The sequence below is a fragment of the Dickeya undicola genome (assembly GCF_000784735.1).
In the GTDB taxonomy this organism is placed as follows: domain Bacteria; phylum Pseudomonadota; class Gammaproteobacteria; order Enterobacterales; family Enterobacteriaceae; genus Dickeya; species Dickeya undicola.
The window spans coordinates 31,112-52,890 of record NZ_JSYG01000035.1; the positions used below are offsets into that span (position 1 = coordinate 31,112).

General features: G+C 54.8%; 17 protein-coding genes. 10 read left to right on the forward strand and 7 right to left on the reverse strand.

Annotated elements, in window-relative coordinates:
* Nucleotides 1-70 precede the first annotated feature (70 nt).
* Entirely contained in the window at nucleotides 71-724 is a 654-nt protein-coding gene (locus OB87_RS16670; protein ID WP_033570530.1) for a hypothetical protein, read from the reverse strand.
* A 337-nt stretch (nucleotides 725-1,061) separates the two neighbouring features.
* Here OB87_RS16670 and OB87_RS16675 point away from each other — a divergent pair, with 337 nt between their 5' ends.
* The 3 genes from OB87_RS16675 to OB87_RS16685 all read left to right on the forward strand — a co-directional run bounded on the left by OB87_RS16675 (nucleotide 1,062) and on the right by OB87_RS16685 (nucleotide 4,551).
* Nucleotides 1,062-1,835 carry a (S)-acetoin forming diacetyl reductase gene (locus OB87_RS16675; RefSeq protein WP_033570531.1) on the forward strand — a complete coding sequence of 258 codons (774 nt, stop codon included), beginning with the start codon at nucleotides 1,062-1,064 and terminating at the stop codon, nucleotides 1,833-1,835.
* A gap of 571 nt (nucleotides 1,836-2,406) precedes the next feature.
* Nucleotides 2,407-3,897 (forward strand): catalase KatB, encoded by a 1,491-nt coding sequence (gene katB, locus OB87_RS16680; RefSeq protein WP_200884316.1) that lies wholly within the window; start codon nucleotides 2,407-2,409, stop codon nucleotides 3,895-3,897.
* 60 nt (nucleotides 3,898-3,957) lie between these two features.
* Complete coding sequence (locus OB87_RS16685; protein WP_033570533.1) at nucleotides 3,958-4,551, forward strand: ankyrin repeat domain-containing protein; 594 nt, start codon at nucleotides 3,958-3,960, stop codon at nucleotides 4,549-4,551.
* Between the two features lie 87 nt (nucleotides 4,552-4,638).
* On the opposite strand, the gene mgtS is transcribed toward OB87_RS16685, so the two are convergent.
* The 3 genes from mgtS to OB87_RS16695 all read right to left on the reverse strand — a co-directional run bounded on the left by mgtS (nucleotide 4,639) and on the right by OB87_RS16695 (nucleotide 8,100).
* Entirely contained in the window at nucleotides 4,639-4,734 is a 96-nt protein-coding gene (gene mgtS, locus OB87_RS20755) for a protein MgtS (protein ID WP_022634566.1), read from the reverse strand.
* Nucleotides 4,735-5,475: 741 nt separating this feature from the next.
* Nucleotides 5,476-7,650 (reverse strand): discoidin domain-containing protein, encoded by a 2,175-nt coding sequence (locus tag OB87_RS16690; RefSeq protein ID WP_033570534.1) that lies wholly within the window; start codon nucleotides 7,648-7,650, stop codon nucleotides 5,476-5,478.
* Nucleotides 7,651-7,752: 102 nt separating this feature from the next.
* Nucleotides 7,753-8,100: a DUF3168 domain-containing protein gene (locus tag OB87_RS16695; protein WP_033570535.1), complete on the reverse strand. Its 348-nt coding sequence runs from the start codon at nucleotides 8,098-8,100 to the stop codon at nucleotides 7,753-7,755.
* Nucleotides 8,101-8,685: 585 nt separating this feature from the next.
* Between OB87_RS16695 and ytfQ the strand changes: the two genes are divergently transcribed.
* From ytfQ to eutR, 7 genes are all read left to right on the forward strand, one after another.
* On the forward strand, nucleotides 8,686-9,642 hold the full coding sequence (gene ytfQ, locus OB87_RS16700) for a galactofuranose ABC transporter, galactofuranose-binding protein YtfQ (RefSeq protein WP_033570536.1): 957 nt from the start codon (nucleotides 8,686-8,688) through the stop codon (nucleotides 9,640-9,642).
* 69 nt (nucleotides 9,643-9,711) lie between these two features.
* Nucleotides 9,712-11,214, forward strand: a complete 1,503-nt coding sequence (ytfR, locus tag OB87_RS16705; RefSeq protein ID WP_033570537.1) for a galactofuranose ABC transporter, ATP-binding protein YtfR — start codon at nucleotides 9,712-9,714, stop codon at nucleotides 11,212-11,214.
* Between the two features lie 13 nt (nucleotides 11,215-11,227).
* Nucleotides 11,228-12,265 carry a galactofuranose ABC transporter, ATP-binding protein YtfT gene (gene ytfT / locus OB87_RS16710; protein ID WP_033570555.1) on the forward strand — a complete coding sequence of 346 codons (1,038 nt, stop codon included), beginning with the start codon at nucleotides 11,228-11,230 and terminating at the stop codon, nucleotides 12,263-12,265.
* Nucleotides 12,252-13,244, forward strand: coding sequence for a galactofuranose ABC transporter, permease protein YjfF (gene yjfF, locus OB87_RS16715; protein ID WP_033570538.1), 993 nt, complete (start codon nucleotides 12,252-12,254; stop codon nucleotides 13,242-13,244). Before ytfT ends, yjfF begins: the two co-directional genes overlap by 14 nt.
* A 411-nt stretch (nucleotides 13,245-13,655) precedes the next feature.
* Nucleotides 13,656-15,080, forward strand: a complete 1,425-nt coding sequence (locus OB87_RS16720; protein WP_033570539.1) for a phosphatidylserine decarboxylase family protein — start codon at nucleotides 13,656-13,658, stop codon at nucleotides 15,078-15,080.
* Between the two features lie 401 nt (nucleotides 15,081-15,481).
* On the forward strand, nucleotides 15,482-16,828 hold the full coding sequence (locus tag OB87_RS16725) for an aldehyde dehydrogenase family protein (protein WP_050515744.1): 1,347 nt from the start codon (nucleotides 15,482-15,484) through the stop codon (nucleotides 16,826-16,828).
* Nucleotides 16,829-17,051: 223 nt separating this feature from the next.
* The gene (gene eutR, locus OB87_RS16730; protein ID WP_033570541.1) at nucleotides 17,052-18,095 is read left to right on the forward strand and encodes an HTH-type transcriptional regulator EutR; all 1,044 of its coding nucleotides are present in this window, start codon (nucleotides 17,052-17,054) and stop codon (nucleotides 18,093-18,095) included.
* Between the two features lie 111 nt (nucleotides 18,096-18,206).
* Here eutR and yjiA read toward each other — a convergent pair whose 3' ends face one another.
* The 3 genes from yjiA to OB87_RS16745 all read right to left on the reverse strand — a co-directional run bounded on the left by yjiA (nucleotide 18,207) and on the right by OB87_RS16745 (nucleotide 21,654).
* Nucleotides 18,207-19,169: a GTPase gene (gene yjiA / locus OB87_RS16735; protein WP_033570542.1), complete on the reverse strand. Its 963-nt coding sequence runs from the start codon at nucleotides 19,167-19,169 to the stop codon at nucleotides 18,207-18,209.
* A gap of 34 nt (nucleotides 19,170-19,203) precedes the next feature.
* On the reverse strand, nucleotides 19,204-19,407 hold the full coding sequence (locus OB87_RS16740) for a YbdD/YjiX family protein (RefSeq protein WP_033570543.1): 204 nt from the start codon (nucleotides 19,405-19,407) through the stop codon (nucleotides 19,204-19,206).
* A 99-nt stretch (nucleotides 19,408-19,506) separates the two neighbouring features.
* Complete coding sequence (locus OB87_RS16745; protein WP_033570544.1) at nucleotides 19,507-21,654, reverse strand: carbon starvation CstA family protein; 2,148 nt, start codon at nucleotides 21,652-21,654, stop codon at nucleotides 19,507-19,509.
* Nucleotides 21,655-21,779 lie beyond the last annotated feature (125 nt).

Consider the following 21,779-nt stretch of genomic DNA (forward strand, 5'->3'; position numbering starts at 1 on the left):
TAACGTTTTTTGGAAGCCGCCTCAATCTCATTTCGTGCCAGCCGTCATCTCGCACCACCGGTGCCGCCGATTACTCTTCCGGCGGATAGCGGTAATCCCAGCGAAAAAAACCGTGATCCTGAAACGAGCCAGACAGTAACGACTGTTTTCGTGTTTTGACATAGTTTGGCGGCGGGCAGGTGACATTGCACATCCAGTAACCGGGAAACCAGCTTTCCATACCGGGCAACCGCGCTATTTTCGCATCAAGCGGGTTAAGCTCCGGCAACGAGTAGTAAACGAATTCACCGATAGAGTGCTCAATCCATTCCTCGGCAACACCCAATTCTGATAACGGATTGGGATGCAGTGGCGAACGAGCCAGATCGACAAACTCCTTAACATGGTTCATCGACCAGCCGCAAAACTCCAGCGAGCGTGGCCGTTCCGCCATTTCGTATAACCGGTCTACCGAGATTGCCGGTAACGGGTCAGGCTGTTCCGGGAAAAATTCATTGTGTTTTTGCAGACAGAGCAACAGATAAGATGCCACCAGCGCCCCTAACTGGTGGATGACCAGCGCAGGATGCTCACCCGCGCCGCCACCAATAATCAGATTGTCTGGCGTACAGGAAAAATCATCCGCTCCCCAGGGCGAATCCGTCACCTCTTCAAGCGGATGATAGATTGGCAATCCATTAAGGAAACCAACCAATTCGTGTTTGATGGTATCGATGTAGCTCATGGTTACCGGCTTTTAAACAGTCATCAAAACAGATATCGGCGGGGCATGACCCGAATGATGTTCTTCGCAGGGTACACTGTGTTCCCCACCTTCTCCAGACCAATCTTTTCCAAACCACGTACAAGACAAGTTGCACCTTGAAGCCCCACCGTCCACAGAATAAAACAGCACAAAGACCAACAGGCAATAGTGGCAATTAATAGGTTTATTTTAAAATAAAAAAAGTTAATCCATTAAAATGATAGTTTTCGATATTTACTATAAGTTTTCATTCCTGTTATCGCGCGTTAGCCTGCCTACAGTGGCTATTTTTTCATTCATAACACAGGAAAAGACCATGAAACAGAAAGTCGCATTGGTCACTGGCGCAGGCCAGGGAATTGGTAAAGCCATCGCCCTTCGTCTGGCGAAAGACGGTTTTGCCGTCGCTGTCGTGGACTATAACAGCGATACCGCAGGTCAGGTGGCGCAGGAAATCAGACACCACGGCGGCAACGCCCTCGCGCTTACCGCGGATGTCTCAAACCGTGATCAGGTGTTCGATGCAGTACGCACCGCGCATAAACAGCTGGGTGGTTTCCATGTCATCGTCAATAACGCCGGTATCGCCCCCACCACACTGATTGAAGATATCACGCCTGAAATCGTTGATAAGGTTTACAACATCAACGTAAAAGGTGTCATCTGGGGAATTCAAGCTGCGGTGGAAGCCTTCAAGGCGCAGGGTCAAGGCGGTAAGATCATTAATGCCGCCTCTCAGGCTGGTCACGTCGGCAACCCGGAACTGGCAGTTTACAGCTCCAGCAAGTTTGCTGTGCGCGGCCTGACCCAAACCGCCGCCCGCGATTTGGCACCGCTTGGCATTACTGTCAACGCTTACTGCCCCGGTATCGTCAAAACCCCAATGTGGGAAGAGATTGATCGCCAAATTTCCGAAGCTGCAGGTAAACCACTCGGCTACGGCACGGCGGAATTCGCTAAACGCATCACTCTGGGCCGCCTGTCTGAACCGGAAGATGTCGCCGCCTGCGTGTCCTATCTTGCCGGTCCGGACTCCGACTACATGACCGGTCAGGCCCTGCTGATCGACGGTGGTATGGTATTTAACTGATAGGGTATTCAGTTGACCCGCCCCCGTGACGCGATCAGCCTCCTGCTGTATGTTGCGTCGCTATAACATCCTCACGCGTTTCCCACACGCGGAGGATGTTTTCTGCTTGAGTCCGGCTCCAATACACGACACCCACCTACCAACTCCCGCTGAATAAACGCATTTTCCAACATTGTCCGTGGTTATCCTCACCGTTTTTCCTATTCCCTATTCAGGACATGCCTATTAATTCGATAGAAACAACTGCCGTTATCGGTTGTGTCAAAACCGGTAAAGTACCTGCTGTTGCTGTGGGCCTTTGCGACTCGCCAGTAACACCGGCGGCCACCATGCCGCCGTCCATAAGCGAAAAACCGTTGCCGGTCATGACGACAGGTAAACCACATTCACCAGCTTGTTATCCGAGTTCCTGATGGTGAATTTTCTCTGCTTATAGCTTCAAGCAGTGCAATGGACTCACAGCAATAACCAAACCCTATTGTTGATAATAATCATACGGAAGATGAGGAAAGTTATGAGCAATCACACCGCCGCACACCCTGTCCCTGGCTGGAAAAAGCCGCTGGTGATCATGTCTTCGCTGTTAATGGCCTATCCCGCGATAGCCGATACCCTGACCCGCGATAATGGCGCGCCAGTCGGCGACAACCAGAACTCACAGGTCGCCGGTCCCAACGGCCCGGTCTTGTTACAGGATGTTCAACTGCTGCAAAAACTGCAGCGTTTTGATCGTGAACGCATTCCGGAACGCGTGGTACACGCACGCGGCACCGGTGCACACGGGGAATTCACCGCTACCGCAGATATTTCGGACCTGACCGTCGCCGACGTATTCAAAAAAGGCAGCGAAACACCGGTGTTTGTGCGTTTCTCCAGCGTAGTACACGGCAATCATTCCCCAGAAACCCTGCGCGACCCGCGCGGCTTCGCCACCAAGTTCTATACTACGCAAGGCAACTGGGATCTGGTCGGCAACAACTTCCCGACCTTCTTCATCCGCGATGCCATCAAGTTCCCAGACATGGTACATGCGTTCAAACCCGATCCTCGTACCAATCAGGATAACGATGGACGTCGGTTCGATTTCTTCTCTCACGTACCGGAATCCATCCGTACCCTGACCCTGCTCTACTCCAACGAAGGCACGCCAGCAAGCTATCGCAATATGGATGGCAATGGCGTTCATGCCTACAAGCTGGTCAATGCCAAAGGCGAAGTACACTACGTCAAATTCCACTGGAAAACCTTACAGGGCGTGAAAAATCTCGACCCGAAACAGGTAGAGGACGTTCAGGGCAAGGATTACAGCCACATGACCAACGATCTGGTGGCCGCCATCAACCGTGGTGACTATCCGAAGTGGGATCTCTACATTCAGGTACTGACACCGGAAGACCTGGCGAAGTTCGACTTCAACCCGCTGGACGCCACCAAAATCTGGCCGGGCGTGCCCGAACGTAAAATCGGCCAGATGGTGCTGAACAAGAATCCGGACAACTACTTCCAGGAAACCGAGCAGGTCGCTATGGCACCCGCGAATCTGGTGCCAGGGATCGAACCGTCTGAAGACCGGCTGTTACAGGGCCGCCTGTTCTCCTATGCCGATACCCAGATGTACCGACTGGGTGCTAACGGCCTGAGCCTGCCGATCAACGCCCCGCTGAAAAAAGCCAACAACATCAATCAGGATGGCAGCCTGAATAGCGGTCACACACAAGATAAAGGGGTGAACTACCAGCCAAGCCGCCTGTATCCACGTGAAGAACTGACCTCTGCACGCTATAGCCAGACACCACTTAGCGGCACCACCCAGCAGGGTAAGATCCAGAAGGAGCAGAACTTCAAGCAGACAGGCGAACTGTATCGTTCCTATAGCAAGAAAGATCAGGACGATCTGGTACAAAGCCTGGGCTCTGCGTTGGCGATGGCTGACACCGAAAGCAAAACCGTCATGCTTTCCTATTTCTACAAGGCTGACGCTACCTACGGCACCCGTCTGACTGATGTCGCCAAAGGCGACCTGAGCAAAGTACAGTCGCTGGCCAGTAAACTGGCTGACTAACTGAACGTCGCCGCCTGGACATGTCATCCAGGTGGCGACACCGACCAGGGAACCGTCATCATGAAACTATTACGTCCTTTTCTTTACCTGCTGGTGTTAATGCTGACAACGGCGCAGGCACAGCAGCCAACAGCACCGGTCACCCCACCGGCATCAGCCTCTAACCCGCCCACCGATCCTGCGCTAAATGAGCACCAGGTTCAGAGCCAGTTGAATCAGTATTTGTGGGATGCCGCCCGCACCGGCAACGACGCTGTGATTCGGGAATTCATCAGCGTCGGTTATAACCTTAATACACGTGATGAAAAGGGTTACACCGCAGTTATTCTGGCGGCTTACCACGGCCATTACGACACGGTTTCGCTGCTACTCGACCACGGTGCAGACCCGTGCCAGCAGGATAATCGAGGCAATACTGCCCTGATGGGTGCCACGTTCAAAGGCGAACTGAAAATTGCGCGTCTGCTGCTGGCAGCCAAATGTAGCCCAAACACCCGCAACAATGCAGGGCAGACTGCCGCAATGTATGCATCCTTATTTCAGCGTGCGGAAATTCTCAAAGCGTTACAGGAACAAGGGGCAGATATGAAGGCCACCGACGCGATGGGCAATAGCGTGCAAGCGTTGGGGAAAGGAGAAGTAAAAGGGCAATAAACGCAGTGAGGCATCTCAAATAGCACGCCCCGCATGAATCGATAATCTTCAAACGGGGCGTGTGATATCAGGCTGGGTTAGCATTATTCAGTCATCCCATTTGGGGCTCAGAAAAGCGGCCAGAAATCCCGGAACAACGATGACGGCCAGAATCGCTAAATAAACAGTGACCTGTTCAATCATAACAACCTCCTACTTCTGCATGTAAAACGACCTCATGGTTAACTACACATTCACTCACTACACGATGATTTTATCGGCCGAAAGTTAAGCAAACATTAATATCTCATTTCTTAATAAAGAATCAGATCAGGACGAAAAACCGCAAAAGACAGACGTCCATTCTCTCTTGCCTGCGTTACATCGGGCTGGCTGCGCCCTGCACACGTGCAATCAACGCCGTAACCATTTAATTAAAAAGAACTTATCATCAGGAAGACAACTATTGCTCACGGATAAAACTATACGCTTAAATATATATTTAATCGTAATGTAGATTATTGATAATAATAAAAACCTATATTTATTGTCAGTAAACTGTAAGACACAGAAAGAATGTAATGTTTCTGCACACTCCGACTGACAACCTGTCATGACTACATTTCGAATAAAATACTATACCCAAAATAATTCGAGCTGCAGGAAGGCGGCAAGAGAGCGAATCCCGATGAGCTTACTCAGGTAAGTGATTCGGGTGAGCGAACGCAGCCAACACATCTGCAGCTTGAAGTATGACGGGTATAATAGTAAAAAACCGGCATACCTCAGCCTGACATTAAGATGACTCACCGCCGCACAGCCATTACATGGAGATGACCGGTGAAAATAATGATTGCCAGATACAACAACGATGTCTTGTGGTAATACGCGGACTGCTCTGGCAGCCCGCGTACAACAACCGGCGTCGACAAAGACGACTCGCCGTTACGGTTGCTGATAGGCCAGCTTGTAGTTACCCGCAGCGACGGTTTTGAACGTCACTTTGTCGGGATACCAGCGAATCTCCACTTCAGCCTCGGTCTGCTTCTTCCAGGCTGAGGCCTGATTGCCGCTCAGAACCAGCGAATCGACCGTGGCGCTGTCCACCGATGCATCAGGTACATCCAGCGCCAGCGCAAAGGCCAAATTATCCGGCACGCCGTTAGTCGCAGAGTACAGCAAAGCCCACTGCGCAGCGGTAATCTGATTCAGCACCGACGAAGACATCCCATTCGCAACCAGCTTACTGGCACCAATCGCATCTGGAGACAATGTACCAATTGACACCCAGGCGTTGCCGTTCCAGATAACCCAATCATTCAAGTCACGTGAAACTGCTACGGATACCGCTCCTTTGCCTGACAAAGCCGTTGACAACTGTACCGAATTAACACTTTGCCACTGTGTACCGTTAATCAGCGATTGCGGCAAAATAATCTGCGGTACGGGTGAAAACAGAACATCTACGTCTCCACCATTTTCAGCCACCACACTGAGTGGAAGTTTACCAACCAGATCAGTCGCACTGATTTTTCCTGAGTCGATAAATCCCTGGGCAGTAATATCGCCAGCCTGAACCGGCGCATTGACCGCACTCAGCACACCATTGACACTGGTGTAATAATCATTGCCTGCTCGCAGCAATACCTTCTGACTGCGAATCATCAATCCCAGCTCGGTAATTGACACAAAGTTGGAACTGTTCACCGCTGTCACATTGACCCGAAACGTTTTATAGGTCGCCGGTGCAATGCTGAAGGTTTTCTTTTCATTCGCGGTAAACGTCATGCCACTACGGGAATCCAGTGTTACCCAAGTGGTGCCATCGTCACTCCCCTGTAATACCCAGTCTTTCGGCACACCACCAGCCGCAATATTCTGATGAGTAACAATGAAATACGAGTCAATGGTTTTAGCGGCGCCGAATGCAACCGACAACCACTGCGGAGCAGCGCCTTGTGATGACCATCGGGTGTTATCACCGATCATATTGCGGTCAAATGCTTTCCAACCGAACCAGTTGGGATCGTTATTGAACACACTACTTTGAGACACCGTCACATCTGATGCTGATGTATTGGATGTCAGCTTGGGGACTAATAAATTCGGCAATAAATTAACTGACAACGCACCCGCTTCCGTCGTCACGACGCTGGAATACAACGTCCCGTCCTGAACCAGTGAAAGCTGCCCCCCCGTATAAGGTTTCACTACTCCATCCCAAACCAGGGACGCCGTTTGAGCATATTTGGACTTGCTGACAGCATCGAAAGATTCCAGCGTGACAGACTGATTGGTCAACCCGGTTTCTTCCTTCAGCGCATAGGCATCAACGCTATAGTCCATCTGACCAGTAGCTGTAAAAGGAAATGAATGAATCTGGTTTGCTGTCGCACCAATACGGGTAACGACTGTGTAATGGCGACCAGAACCTGAACCTGAGCCGCCAGTCCCGGTTGCGCTGATAGTCAGTTGATTGCTGCCGTTGTCATACGCCAGAGAAACGCCCTGACCAGCCGCCAACGTACTCACCAGCACTTTGCGCACCGCCTCGGTAAAATCGGTAATCTGGGCGGCAGTATGGGTGTGATTGGCCAGGTCAGACTGACGCACCACATCGCTCAACCCCAGGTTCGCCACAAACTGCGCCTTATCCGGAATATCTGCACCGTTCAGTGTTTTGTCCATCATTCGGCTGAAAGCATCGGTCAGATCCGGCAGGGTTTTCACTACCACGCTCTGGCCGTTGCTGTCTGTCAGGGTCACCTGACCGTGCTCGGTCAGCACCGTTTTCCACTGCGCCAGTTGCGCCTGATAACCGGCCAGCATCGCCGCAATCTGAGCCACATACGCGGCGTGATCAAAGGTATCGCTGCTGCCGAATACCGGAATGGCGTAGCCTACGTGACTTTCGGTACAGCCGATATATTCGCTGGCCAGCACCAATTCGGTATCAGAAACCACCGATTCAATTTCATAAATCCGGATTTTACAGTCGGCAAAAATCAACAGCATACCGCCCGCAATGACACCGTTATTTTTATCCGCCCAGGCGGTGTTATTTCCCAATACCACTTTACTGCCGGAAAAAAGGGATACGCTTCCCACTTTATACCACATAAACATTTCCTTTATTTTCATGAAAAAATGCAACAACTCCCACTATGAAATTCATTTCAAAAAAATCGAGAAATAAAAATCACGCTGAATGGAGAATTACACTTAACGGGAAAGATTGACTTCCAACGTCATACGAAACTGCTCGTACTCCACATCAAAGTCGTTATATTCAATGGTCTTATGCGGTTTCAATACCGCCAGCGCTGTACGTACCTGTTCACGCAAAGCGCGGGCCGCCGCCACGGTATGGGCATAGCAATCAACGCTGACGGTAATTTGCTGGTTCACCAGTTGCTGTGCGCTATCATAATTATTTTCCTGATTCAGGGAAAAAATTATGAATGCACATGGCTGATGAGGCGAATGATATGAACAGCAAGGTACAGCATAGGAATAAACACGGCCATCAGCCAGTTTTCCCAGCAGCGGGTAAATATCTTCTTCGGTCATTTCTGTCACCTTTATATTAAAACACACCTATCACAAACCTGTGTCATCAGCAATTAGCTGTTAAACACAAATAAAACATCGCGTCATTTCGGTAGTTATAATAAAGATAAATTACCTGACATTCGCTTGGTTCATGTTGTGCCATACACCGACAACAAACCAAAAAAAAAGACACGCTAAATATCCATATACTCTGCCCAGCAGCAGTAAAAAAATCAGGAAAACAGGAACGACGACGATGATCGGCAACATCTACTCCAACGTGATAAACACCGCTATTTAAAAAACATGACACCGATAACAAAACACAGCCTTCATCCGCTCAATCCCGAAAAAATGACCTAAAACAATATTTGCGTGAAGTCACAGATTTCCCGCTGATGGCGATTTTATCCATAAGATCAGCGAATACGCCCTGACTCTTTAGCTGTAGCAAAAACTACTGTTTTGTCATGACGGTTTGACTGAGGAAAATAACGCCGCCTGACGAATCCCGAATACGGGCGACAATGTTCAATACCGAATAATACCGCTGTCCCTAAGAACAAAGACCGATAGCCAATGATTACCAGAGAGGACACTTTTATGTGGAAACGCGTCATTTTAGCTTCAGCTGTGTGTGCGTCCCTGTCATCCGTCGCGCTGGCAGCGCCATTAACGGTGGGGTTTTCTCAAGTCGGCTCGGAATCAGGCTGGCGCGCGGCTGAAACCACCGTCGCTAAAGAACAGGCGAAAGCGCGCGGCATTAACCTGAAAATTGCCGATGCCCAGCAAAAACAGGAAAACCAAATCAAGGCAGTGCGCTCCTTCATTGCGCAAGGGGTAGACGCCATTTTCATTGCGCCCGTCGTCGCAACAGGCTGGGAGCCGGTGCTAAAAGAAGCCAAAGAAGCCAAGATCCCGGTGCTCCTGCTGGACCGTGGCATTGACGTCAAAGACGAGTCGCTCTATCTCACCACGGTGCGCGCCGACAATATCAAAGAAGGCGCACTGATCGGTGACTGGCTGATAAAAAACGAAAACGGTAAAACCTGTAATGTGGTTCAACTGGAAGGCACCGTCGGTGCCAGCGTCGCCATTGACCGTAAAAAAGGGTTTGAAGAAGCCATCGCTAAAACACCGACAATTAAAATCATCCGTTCCCAATCCGGCGATTTTACGCGTAGCGGCGGCAAGCAGGTGATGGAAAGTTTTATCAAGTCAGAAAATAACGGCAAAAATATCTGCATGGTTTTCGCCCATAACGACGATATGGTGATCGGTGCCATTCAGGCTATTAAGGAAGCCGGGTTGAAGCCGGGAAAAGATATTCTGACCGGTTCGATTGATGGCGTACCGGATATTTTCCGCGCCATGCTGGCGGGTGACGCTAATGTCTCGGTTGAACTGACGCCAAATATGGCGGGCCCAGCGTTTGACGCGCTGGAAAAATATAAAAAGGATGGCACGCTGCCGCCCAAATTGATTCTAACACCATCCACGCTGTTCAAACCCGACAGCGCCCAGGCCGAACTCGATAAGAAAAAGAACATGGGATATTGACCGTTTATCGTCATCCCCGTCCTGCCACCGCGGTGGCAGGACACCGCCTGTTTTGTGAGGGAAAATCGCATGAACGGTTTCGACAGTCAGGACATCCTGCGTACGGAAGGGCTAAGCAAACATTTTCCCGGGGTAAAAGCGCTGGATAAGGTGGACTTCAGCCTGCGGCGTGGGGAAATCATGGCGTTGCTGGGGGAAAATGGCGCGGGGAAATCCACGCTAATTAAAACCCTCACCGGGGTGTATCAGCGCGATGCGGGCACCATCTACCTCGAAGGCCAGTCTATCTCGCCCAAAAACACCGCTCATGCCCAGCAACTGGGAATCGGCACGGTGTATCAGGAGGTGAACCTGCTGCCCAACCTGTCGGTAGCGGATAACCTGTTTATCGGCCGTGAACCCAGGCGCTTTGGACTATTGCAACGCAAAGAGATGGAAACACGCGCCACCACGCTGATGTCTTCTTACGGTTTCGAACTGGATGTCCGCGAACCGCTGAACCGCTTTTCAGTGGCGATGCAGCAAATCGTCGCCATCTGCCGCGCGATCGACCTCTCCGCTAAGGTCTTGATCCTCGACGAACCCACCGCCAGCCTCGATACGCAGGAAGTGGAGATGCTATTCACCCTGATGCGTCAGTTGCGCGATCAGGGCGTCAGCCTGATTTTCGTCACGCATTTTCTCGACCAGGTGTATCAGGTGACTGATCGCATCACGGTGCTGCGCAACGGCGCGTTTGTCGGCACCCGCGACACCGCCTCGCTGCCGCAGATAGAACTGGTGAAAATGATGCTGGGACGCGAGCTGGAACAGAACGCCCTGCAACGCGCAGGCCGCACGTTACTGAGTGATAAGCCGGTGGTGGAATTCAAAAGATACGGTAAAAAAGGCGTTATCGAGCCGTTCGAACTGGCGGTGCGCCCCGGCGAAATCGTCGGCCTTGCCGGGCTGCTGGGTTCCGGCCGCACGGAAACCGCCGAAGTGATTTTCGGCATCAAACCAGCCGACCGTGGCAACGCGGTGATCAAAGGCAAGCCGCAGACGCTGCGCTCACCGCATCAGGCCTCCTGCCTTGGCATCGGCTTTTGCCCGGAAGATCGCAAAACCGACGGTATCATTGCCGCCGCTTCGGTACGGGAGAATATCATTCTGGCGCTACAAGCCCAGCGCGGCTGGCTACGCCCAATTCCCCGCAAGGAGCAGCAGGCCATCACCGAGCGCTTCATCCGCCAGCTTGGCATTCGCACGCCGAGCGCCGAACAGCCCATCGAATTGCTGTCCGGCGGTAATCAACAGAAAGTGCTGCTGTCCCGCTGGCTGCTGACCAAGCCGCAATTCCTGATCCTCGATGAACCGACGCGCGGTATCGACGTCGGTGCCCACGCCGAGATCATCCGCCTGATCGAAAGTCTGTGTGCCAATGGGCTGGCGCTACTGGTGATCTCCTCAGAGCTGGAGGAACTGGTGGGATACGCCGATCGGGTGTTGATTATGCGCGACCGGCGGCAGGTAGCGGAAATCCCGCTCGACCAGTTGTCCGTTTCCGCCATCATGAATGCCATCGCGGCATAAGGAGGGCATGGTGATGCCTCGATCACTGAGCAAACCGGGCACCAACAAGCGCCCCTTTCACTGGTCTGCACTGCGGTTACCGCAAGGTATGCCACAAATCGTCGCGTTGGTGCTGGTGCTCCTGGTGGACAGCCTGGTCGCCAGCCATTTTTTCCAGATAGTAGTGCAGGATGGTCGCCTGTTCGGCAGCCCGATCGATATCCTCAACCGGGCCGCACCGGTCGCGTTACTGGCTATCGGCATGACGCTGGTGATCGCCACCGGCGGCATCGACCTGTCGGTCGGTGCCATTATGGCCATCGCCGGTGCAGTGGCCGCATCGCTTACCGTGCAGGGCTACAACCTGCCGATAGTGCTGCTGGCAGCGCTCGGCGTCGGTATGCTAGCCGGGTTGTGGAACGGCGTTCTGGTGGCGCTGCTGAAGATCCAGCCGTTCGTCGCCACCCTGATCCTGATGGTCGCGGGGCGCGGCATCGCCCAATTAATTACCGCCGGGCAGATCGTTACCTTCAACTCACCACCACTGGCGTGGCTCGGCAGTGGCGCGCTGTTGTGGTTCCCGACGCCGGTGATCATCGCGCTGGTTACCCTGATGCTGTTTTGGCTACTGGTGCGGCGAACCGCGCTGGGGTTGTTCATTGAGTCGGTGGGGATCAACATCCGGGCAGCAAAAAATGCCGGGGTTAGCACCCGCGCCATGGTCATGATGACATACGTGCTGAGCGGGCTGTGCGCCGCCATCGCCGGGGTGATCGTCACCGCCGATATCCGCGGGGCCGACGCCAACAACGCCGGTCTATGGCTGGAGATGGACGCCATTCTCGCGGTCGTCATCGGCGGTGGTTCACTAATGGGCGGGCGCTTTAATCTGGTGCTCTCCGTGGTAGGTGCGCTGATCATTCAGGGCATGAACACCGGCATTCTGCTGTCCGGCTTCCCACCGGAGCTGAATCAGGTGGTGAAAGCCATCGTGGTGCTGTGCGTGTTGATCGTCCAGTCGCCCCGGTTCATGACGTTGCTGAAAGGAGCAGGCCAGCATGATAAAGCGTAATCTGCCGTTGATGATCACCCTGGCGGTATTCGTACTGGGTTATCTGTACTGCCTGACCCAGTTTCCCGGTTTCGCCTCCACCAGGGTTATCTGTAACATCCTCACGGATAATGCCTTTCTCGGCATCATCGCCGTGGGCATGACTTTCGTGATCCTCTCCGGCGGCATCGACCTGTCCGTCGGGTCGGTGATCGCATTTACCGGCGTGTTTCTCGCCAAAGCTATCGGCGTTTGGGGGCTGTCGCCGCTGGTGGCGTTCCCACTGATCCTGCTGATGGGCTGCACTTTCGGCGCATTCATGGGCTGGCTTATCGATGCGTTAAAAATTCCGGCGTTCATTATCACGCTGGCCGGGATGTTCTTCCTGCGTGGTGCCAGTTATCTGGTGTCGAAAGAATCCTTGCCGATCAACCACCCAATCTATGAGACGCTTTCCAGTCTGGCGTGGATCATCCCCGGCGGCGGGCGGCTCAGCGCGATGGGGCTGTTGATGCTGCTGGTGGTTGCCGTCGGCATCGTGCTGGCGCGCCATACCCGTTTCGGCAATCAGGTCTACGCCATCGGCGGCAACAGTACCTCCGCTAACCTGATGGGCATCTCCACCCGCAGCACGACTGTCCGTATTTACATGCTGTCCACCGGGCTGGCGACCCTCGCCGGTATTGTATTCTCCATTTACACCTCCGCAGGTTATGCGCTGGCTGGGGTCGGCGTTGAACTGGACGCCATCGCCTCGGTGGTGATTGGCGGCACCCTGCTGAGCGGCGGCGTCGGCACCGTACTCGGTACACTGTTCGGCGTGGCGATTCAGGGGCTGATTCAAACCTACATCAATTTCGACGGCACACTGAGTTCCTGGTGGACCAAGATAGCCATCGGCGTATTGCTGTTTGTGTTCATCGCCCTGCAACGTGGGATGACCGCTCTGTGGGAAAACCGGCAAAATGCACCGGTGCGCCGCATCACCCCACACGGATGACGCAGAACCCATCATCCCGCCCCAAACGTAGGCGTGAGTGTTATCCTCCAGACCTCACCCTACGTTTGCGCTCCCTGCATTAATCCCCCACAGCCGGTCGCCCATGTTTTCAGCCTATGTCCACACCGGCCGCAAACTTGCCATCGGCCGGAGTCTGCCTATGCTTGAATACAGAGATAGCGCATGTGGTCACCGGGCAACGACCCGGCATATAGACAGAGCGCTTTTCGCCCTTGCCACCCTTCGCTTTCCTTTCTTCACACCACCAGGTCATACGCGGTTGAAACATAACGACATGAGGCTGCCGTTCAGCGGTTAGCCTACGTAACGATGTTTTCGGGTGGTTGCACGTTCATTTTTCGACGCATGTTTATTTTTCGACAATGACACGTTCTATCGAGAGGAAATACTATGACTCGCGCCAAAAGCCACACAGCAAGTACATCTGAAGCAGAACAGCAGCCGCATTACGAGAGCAGCGGACACAACCTGCTGACCCTTGATAACGCCGGGCCGATCCAGATGGGATTTTGGGTGCCCAATCGGGTATGGGCTACAGCCAGATTTTTGATGCCGCTGCGCGCGCATATCGCCAAAAGAAAACAGGACAATACCCTGACGCCGATGCAGCCGGTGCTACAGAACTTTAAAAACTGGGTGACCAACCACAGCGTCTACCGCATGTGGCTCAATAGCATGATCGAGCAGTCCAATGCCTATGTCGCCTCCCTGCCCGAATCCACCCGTAAGGAAATCAGTGACGACGGCGACGCCACCTGGATCGACAGCTACGACAGCTTCTTCGAGATCCTCAACGAAATCATCACCACCTCGCCGTCATTCAACACCACCGCGCAGGTCGGGACGCCGATGAATGCGTTTCTGGCGGTAGCGATGGGGACGGAAGCGGGTGTCGCGCTGTTCCACGACGCCACATTCAATCAACAGTTCCACCAGGTGCTGGACGCCTGGAACAGCTTCCTGAAAAGCAGCGCCTCGCTCGACAAACTCGATATCGCCCAGCCGGAAAAAGCCGGTTCCTGGATCTCCAAAGCCGCGCACCAGGCCGGTGTCTGGCATCAGATGCAACACGAGCCCACACAGCCGGGCTACGGTTTCACCAGCTGGAACGATTTCTTTATCCGCCAGTTCGTGCCCGGCGCACGCCCATTCCAGGGCGATCCCAAAACCCAGGTCGACATTGGCTGCGAAACCACGCCGTGGCGACATGCCGACAAGCTACAGTTGGAAAGCCGCTTCTGGGTCAAAGACATCCCCTATTCGCTGCTCGACCTGTTCGGCGGGCAGCGGCAATGGGCCAAACTGTTCGAGGGAGGCCAGCTTTATCAAGGGTTCCTTTCTGCCACCCACTACCATCGCTGGAACGCGCCACTGGACGGTTTTCTGGTGCGCTCCTGGGTGGAGCCGGGCACTTACTTCGCCCAGCGTCCGGGGCAAGGCGAAAATCAGGGCACCTGGGAAGGCACCGAATCACAGCCTTATCTCGGCCATGTGGCCGCACGTGCGGTGTTTATCTTCCGGCATAAGACCTGCGGTTATGTGGCGCTGATCTGCATCGGTATGGTGGAAGTCTCCAGCTGCGTGATCGAACCCAGCACCTTTATCGTTGAAGAGAGTGCCGAGCCGGTTAGCGTCACCCGTGGCGTCGAAATCGGTCACTTTGAGTTCGGTGGTTCGACCCACATGATGATCTTCCAGAAAGATCGGGTAGCGCTGGAAAAATGGGCCATCGACGCCGCACTTCATCGCAACGATAAAAATCCCACCCCGCTGGGCAGCGTGATCGCCACCGCGTTGGATAGCAAAGGCCAGTAAACACGATATCGGGCTTCGGCTGCGGCCGAGCCCATTTCTCCACACGGGCCAGGCCCATCCACATCATCATCTGCGGTTTCTTGTCTGTTCATCGGCCGTTTCTTTTTTCGTGATCCCTTTCAACCTTTACGCCGACGTGCCGAATTTTGTTATTTCCTTTGGTTCGCCGTTGCCACAATGACCCACAAGTCAACGGGAAAGACAGGATGGGTTCTCTCAGGGATGAGGCTCCCGCCCGCGTACTGCGGTCCGTCCCGCTCCGGTATTGGCAGCCCTGCGCGGCCCACACCGTATCGGCACGACCCACCCGTCCCTATTCTGCATCCGTACGTTTGACGTGAGTAGTACACAACAAGAGGACTGAAACTATGGAACTACCAATAACTGAACCGACGGTACAGATGCCTCATATCGTGATGTTTGACGCGCCGAGCGGTATTTTTGATTCGCTTGACGACGCGGTTCAAGCCGCGACGCAGGCTCAGCAACAGTTGACCAGCGTTGAATTACGCCAGCAGGTGATCAAGGCGATTCGCGTGGCTGGCGAGCGCTATGCTCAGGTCCTGGCGGAAATGGCAGTGGAAGAAACCGGCATGGGCCGCGTGGTCGATAAATACATCAAGAACGTGTCTCAGGCGCGCCATACACCAGGAATCGAATGCCTGTCAGCAGAAGTACTGACCGGCGATAATGGCCTGACGCTGATCGAAAACGCCCCCTGGGGCGTTGTCGCCTCGGTAACCCCGTCCACCAACCCGGCGGCTACGGTAATCAATAACGCCATCAGTATGATCGCGGCAGGCAACAGCGTGGTGTTCGCACCGCATCCATCGGCCAAAAATGTGTCGTTACGTACCATCAGCCTGCTCAACAAGGCGATTGTCGCTGTGGGTGGCCCGGAAAACCTGTTGGTCAGCGTCACCGAACCCAACATCGAGACGGCGCAGCGCCTGTTCCGCTACCCCGGTATCGGCCTGCTGGTGGTCACCGGTGGCGAAGCGGTGGTGGAAGCGGCGCGCAAACACACCGACAAGCGGTTGATTGCCGCCGGAGCAGGCAACCCGCCGGTGGTGGTGGATGAAACCGCCGATATCCCGAAAGCCGCCCGCGCTATCGTCAAAGGCGCCTCGTTCGACAACAACATCATCTGTGCCGATGAGAAGGTGCTGATCGTGGTGGACAGCGTGGCCGATGCGCTGCTGGCAGAGATGCAGCGCAACCATGCGGTGTTGCTTACCCCCGATCAGACCGAACGCTTGCTGCCGGTGCTGCTAAGCGATATCGACGAACAGGGTAAAGGCCGCGTCAACCGCGACTATGTTGGCCGAGACGCCACAAAACTCGCCGCTGCCATCGGGTTGGAAGTTGACGAATATACCCGTCTGCTGCTGGCGGAAACCGATGCCAAACACCCGTTTGCGGTGACCGAGCTGATGATGCCTGTACTACCGGTGATTCGGGTGAAGGATGTTGATGAGGCGATCGCACTGGCGGTTACGCTGGAAAACGGTTGTCGCCACACCGCAGCAATGCATTCCACCAATATCCGGAACCTGAACCGGATGGCGAACACCATCAACACCAGTATTTTCGTCAAGAACGGTCCTTGTATCGCAGGGCTGGGACTGGGCGGCGAAGGCTGGACCTCGATGACCATCTCGACCCCGACCGGCGAAGGCGTCACCTCGGCTCGTACCTTTGTGCGCCTGCGGCGCTGTGTGCTGGTGGATATGTTCCGTATTGCCTGATCGCGTGTTCGCCGCTGACAGCAACCGGCGGCGACACGACACCGTAACAGGGAGCAAGGGGGAAAACGGGGGATGGAATAAAGTGTGTCACAGCGCCTGTTCCTCCCCGACCGAATACCGTATAACGGGTAATGCGCAGGTCAGCAGACGTCCTGTTGTCGGCAAAGTCCGGCCATCATGCTTTGCGGACCACACCCGATATTGTCACGGAGGGGAACTGACGATGAAACACAACCCGGTCAACCTGCACCACCTGGATGTGGTGCGCCGTCTTCCGCCAACAGCAGCGGTGCCGACGGGTGATAATGTGCATCAGCGCCAAACTCAGGACGTCTACGCCCAGTCCCGTACCATTACCGCCTGGCAGCAGATTTACGATCAGGTTTCGCCGGGGCATTTCAACGGCGAACTGCAAGAAATCCTGCTCGATGGCATCCAGCTGTGTCATGAGTACACCAGTCTGGCGTTGCGTCAGTCCTGTATGGTGTGGCCGGACTCCTTCTGGTTCGGCATTCCATCTCGTCATGCCGGGATGGGATTCATCGGCTCCCATCCCATCAACAGCAGTGCGATTGCCGTCAGCCCCGGCGGTAAAGAGTTCGAACTGAATACGCCGGATGACTACGCCATTTTTGGGGTGGTGATTTCACGCGATGAATTGTTGCAATACACCGACGTGCTGGAAGAACCGGAACACCTGACACGGCTGATAGCACAAAGCGCCACGCTGTTGGTGGAGCCACGCCAGCGGGAGGCGCTGTGGTCATTCGTGCGCGAAGCGCTCTGGTATGGCTGCAAAGAACCGCAGCGCTTGCAACATAGCAACGCGGCCAAGGTACTCAAACACAATCTGCTGACTACGGTGATCTCGTTTCTGGAAAACGCCCGCCCCGCAGGGGCCAAAACCGGGCAAACCGACAAACACATCGGCTACCGCAGCCTGATCGGCCGCGCCAGAGAATACGTCCTCAGTCAACAGTCGGAACCGGTCACTGTGCTTGACCTCTGCCGTCGCCTGCACGTCAGCCGCCGCACACTGCAAAACGCATTCTGCGACGTCATGGGGTACGGCCCCAACGCCTGGCTAAAGATGATCCGCCTCAACGCCGTCCGTCGCGAGCTGATTAGCCCCTACTCGCCACACCACACCGTGCAGGATGCCGCCATGCAATGGGGATTTTGGCACCAGAGCCAGTTCGCCTGCGACTACCAGCGGTTGTTTGATGAAAAACCATCGGCAACATTGAAGTCACGTCTGGCAAGCTAAGGGAGTGGGAGAATCAGAAATCCGTATCAACGATGCATATCAGACTCTGACTAATCAGAGAGGAAAATCTTGCCGGATGACGACTCTCCGTTCTTCATCCGGCAAGCGAGGTCATGCATTCAACGCATCAAACGCGTGGCGAATGTCGTCTTCCGGCAGACGAATACCGATAAACACCATAACACTCTCGCGTGGTTCATCCGTGCGCCATTCCCGGTCCCAGTCGGCGCTGTAGAGCCGCTGCACCCCCTGAAACAGCAGGCGACGGTCATCACCGTCAACCGCCAACACGCCTTTATAACGCAGCAGGTTATCGGCGCAGTTCAGTAACAGCTGCTCCATCACCGCCGATACCGCCGCCATGTCTACCGGGCGCGTCAACCGCACTACCAGCGACGTGATAGCGTTATCCTGTTCGATCAATGGCCGAAAACGCGGCAGAGACACCGACAGGCGATCGTTGAGCATGAAACCGTCGACGCCGAAGATCTGGCGGTGGTCGATCTGGCCGTTGATAACCCGATGCAGACTGGCGCGCGCGTTGATGCGCACCAACCGCGCTTCCAGTTCCGACGTATCACCCGCCAGGTCGGTCTTGGTCAGCAATAAACGGTCGGCATAGCCCACCTGCGCCTGCGCCACGGTATGTCGGCTCAACTGCTCGTCGGCGTGCACCGCGTCCACCAGCGCAATCACGCCGTCCAGCAGGAAACGCTGGCTCAGGCGTTCATCGGAAAAAAAGGTCTGAATCACCGGCCCTGGGTCGGCCATACCGGTGCATTCAATCACCAGCCGGTCGAAAACCAGTTCACCGCGGTCAATACCGTCCAGCAGGTCATGCAGCGCGTCGGACAGCTCGTTAGCGCTGCTACAACAAATACAGCCGTTGCTCAGCGTGGTAATGCGGGTCGCCCGGTCGCCCAGCAAGGCGTCGTCAATGGCGACCGCGCCGAATTCATTTTCAATCACGGCGATTTTCTCACCGTGGTCGGCATACAGCAGATGCCGCAGCAGCGTGGTTTTACCGGCACCGAGAAAACCGGTGAGAATCGTCGCGGGCAATATTGTGGTCATCACCGGGTAAAAGCTCCTTGTTGTATGTTCGCGTTTAACAGCACCGGAAACCACCTTTGCCGCTGCCGCCGTAGCGAGCCTGCTGACGTTCGCGGAAGAACTCCTCGTAACTCATGATGTCCTTGTCCGGGTGGTTGGTCTGCATATGCTGCACATAGTTATCGTAATCCGGGATACCGACCAGCATTCTGGCGGCCTGCCCCAGATATTTTCCCGCCTGCCCAAGGTTTCCGAACATATCACCCTCTCTTTATCTCCGCTTGTCCGCACACTGACAGAGCATGAACGCCGACAGGCCCATACAGGCACCTGTCGGCGATGTCATCCCCACAATCCGTCAGTGATGGGATGAGATCTTCACGCCGCCTTCCGGCACCGGCACATACGGCGTTTCCCGGTCGCTACGATCCGACTGGCTGCGCCCCTGCAACGCGGTGCGGATGCCATAGAAGATTATGCTATACACCACAATCAGGAACAAAACGCTCAGTACAGCATTAGTGTAGTTGTTCACGACGATGTGATGCATGTTGGCAATCTGCTGTGCACTCAGGTCGGTGCCTTCGGCGATGCGCTGTTTATACGCACGCGCCAGATACAGGAACCCTTCCAGTTGCGGATCGTTGCTGAACAGTTTCAGACCCAACGCCCAGGTGGTGCAAATCAGCAGCCAGACCGCTGGCAACAGCGTCACCCAAATGTAGCGCGTGCGCTTCATCTTGATCAGTACGACCGTACCCAGCACCAGCGCTACGGCAGCCAGCATCTGGTTGGAGATGCCGAACAACGGCCACAGGCTCTTGACGCCGCCCAGCGGATCCACCACGCCCTGATACAGCAGGTAGCCCCACAGGCCGACACAACCGGCAGTGCCGACGATACCGGCGACCAGCGAATCGGTCTTTTTCAGGAACGGCACGAAGTTACCCAGCAGGTCCTGCAACATAAAGCGGCCCGAACGGGTGCCTGCATCCAGCGCGGTCAGGATGAACAGTGCCTCGAACAGGATACCGAAGTGATACCAGAAGCCCATGTTGGCGCTCGGGATGATTTGGTGGAACACGTGAGCGATACCTACCGCCAATGTCGGCGCACCACCGGCACGGTTAAGCACAGACGGTTCACCGATGTCTTTCGCGGTTTGCAGGATCTGCTCCGGCGAAATCACAAAGCCCCAGGAGCTGACGGTTGCTGCCGCATGTACTGTCACATCTTGCAGTTGCGCCATAATCGCCGGTGCGTTGGCACCACCCAGTTCGTGCAGATTAGGCATGGTGATACCCAACCCCACCGGCGGCGTGTTCATGGCGAAATACAGACCCGGCTCGATGATCGATGCAGCGACCAGCGCCATGATGGCCACAAACGATTCCATCAGCATCGCGCCGTAGCCGATAAAGCGGGCATCGGTTTCGTTCGCCAGCAGCTTCGGCGTGGTGCCGGAAGCGATCAACGCATGGAAGCCGGATACCGCACCGCAGGCGATGGTAATAAACAGGAACGGGAACAGTGCGCCTTTCCACACCGGGCCGGTGCCATCGATAAACTGCGTCATGGACGGCATTTTCAGCTCGGGATTGATGATCACGATACCGATAGCCAGGCCGACAATTACCCCGATTTTCAGGAAAGTCGCCAAATAGTCGCGCGGTGCCAGAATCAGCCACACCGGCAACAGCGCAGAGATAAAGGCATAGCCTATCAAGGCGAAGGTGATGGTGGTGTCTTTAAAGGTCAGCGCCGGGCCCCAGTACGGGTCGTGGGCGATAACGCCGCCGAACCAGATTGCCAGCAGCAGTAACACGATACCGATCACCGACACTTCCCCCACCCGGCCGGGGCGCAGGAAGCGCATATAAATGCCCATAAATAGCGCGATCGGCACGGTGGAGCAGACGGTGAATACGCCCCACGGGCTTTCCGCCAGGGCTTTCACCACGATCAGCGCCAGCACCGCCAGGATGATGATCATAATCAGGAAGCAGCCGAACAGCGCGATAGTGCCAGGCACCGGCCCCATTTCCTCTTTGATCATTTCACCCAACGACACACCGTTACGGCGGGTCGACATGAACAGCACCATGAAGTCCTGCACCGCACCCGCCAGCACCACCCCGGCCAGCAGCCACAGTGTGCCGGGCAGGTAGCCCATCTGGGCTGCCAGTACCGGACCGACCAATGGCCCCGCCCCGGCGATAGCCGCGAAGTGGTGGCCGAACAACACATTACGGTTGGTCGGCACATAATTAAGCCCGTCGTTATTAACCACCGCCGGTGTGGCGCGGTTGGCATCAAGCTGCATCACCTTACGGGCGATATACAAGCTGTAATAACGGTAAGCGACGAGGTAGACCGCTACTGAGGCCACCACGATCCACATGGCGCTGACGTGCTCGCCGCGACGCAGCGCGACCACGCCGAGACAGCACGCGCCGATGAACCCCAGTAACGCCCAGGGAAGATGCCTGAGAAGTTTATCTTTCATAGCGTTTACTCTTCTTATTAATGTAATTACTCATGATGTAGTCACGTATTGTGACTTTAAGTGGGAGTATCAGTCGGGTAATAGCTGAATTTCAGTCAGCGGTCGGATAAGCGGATGACCGGTCA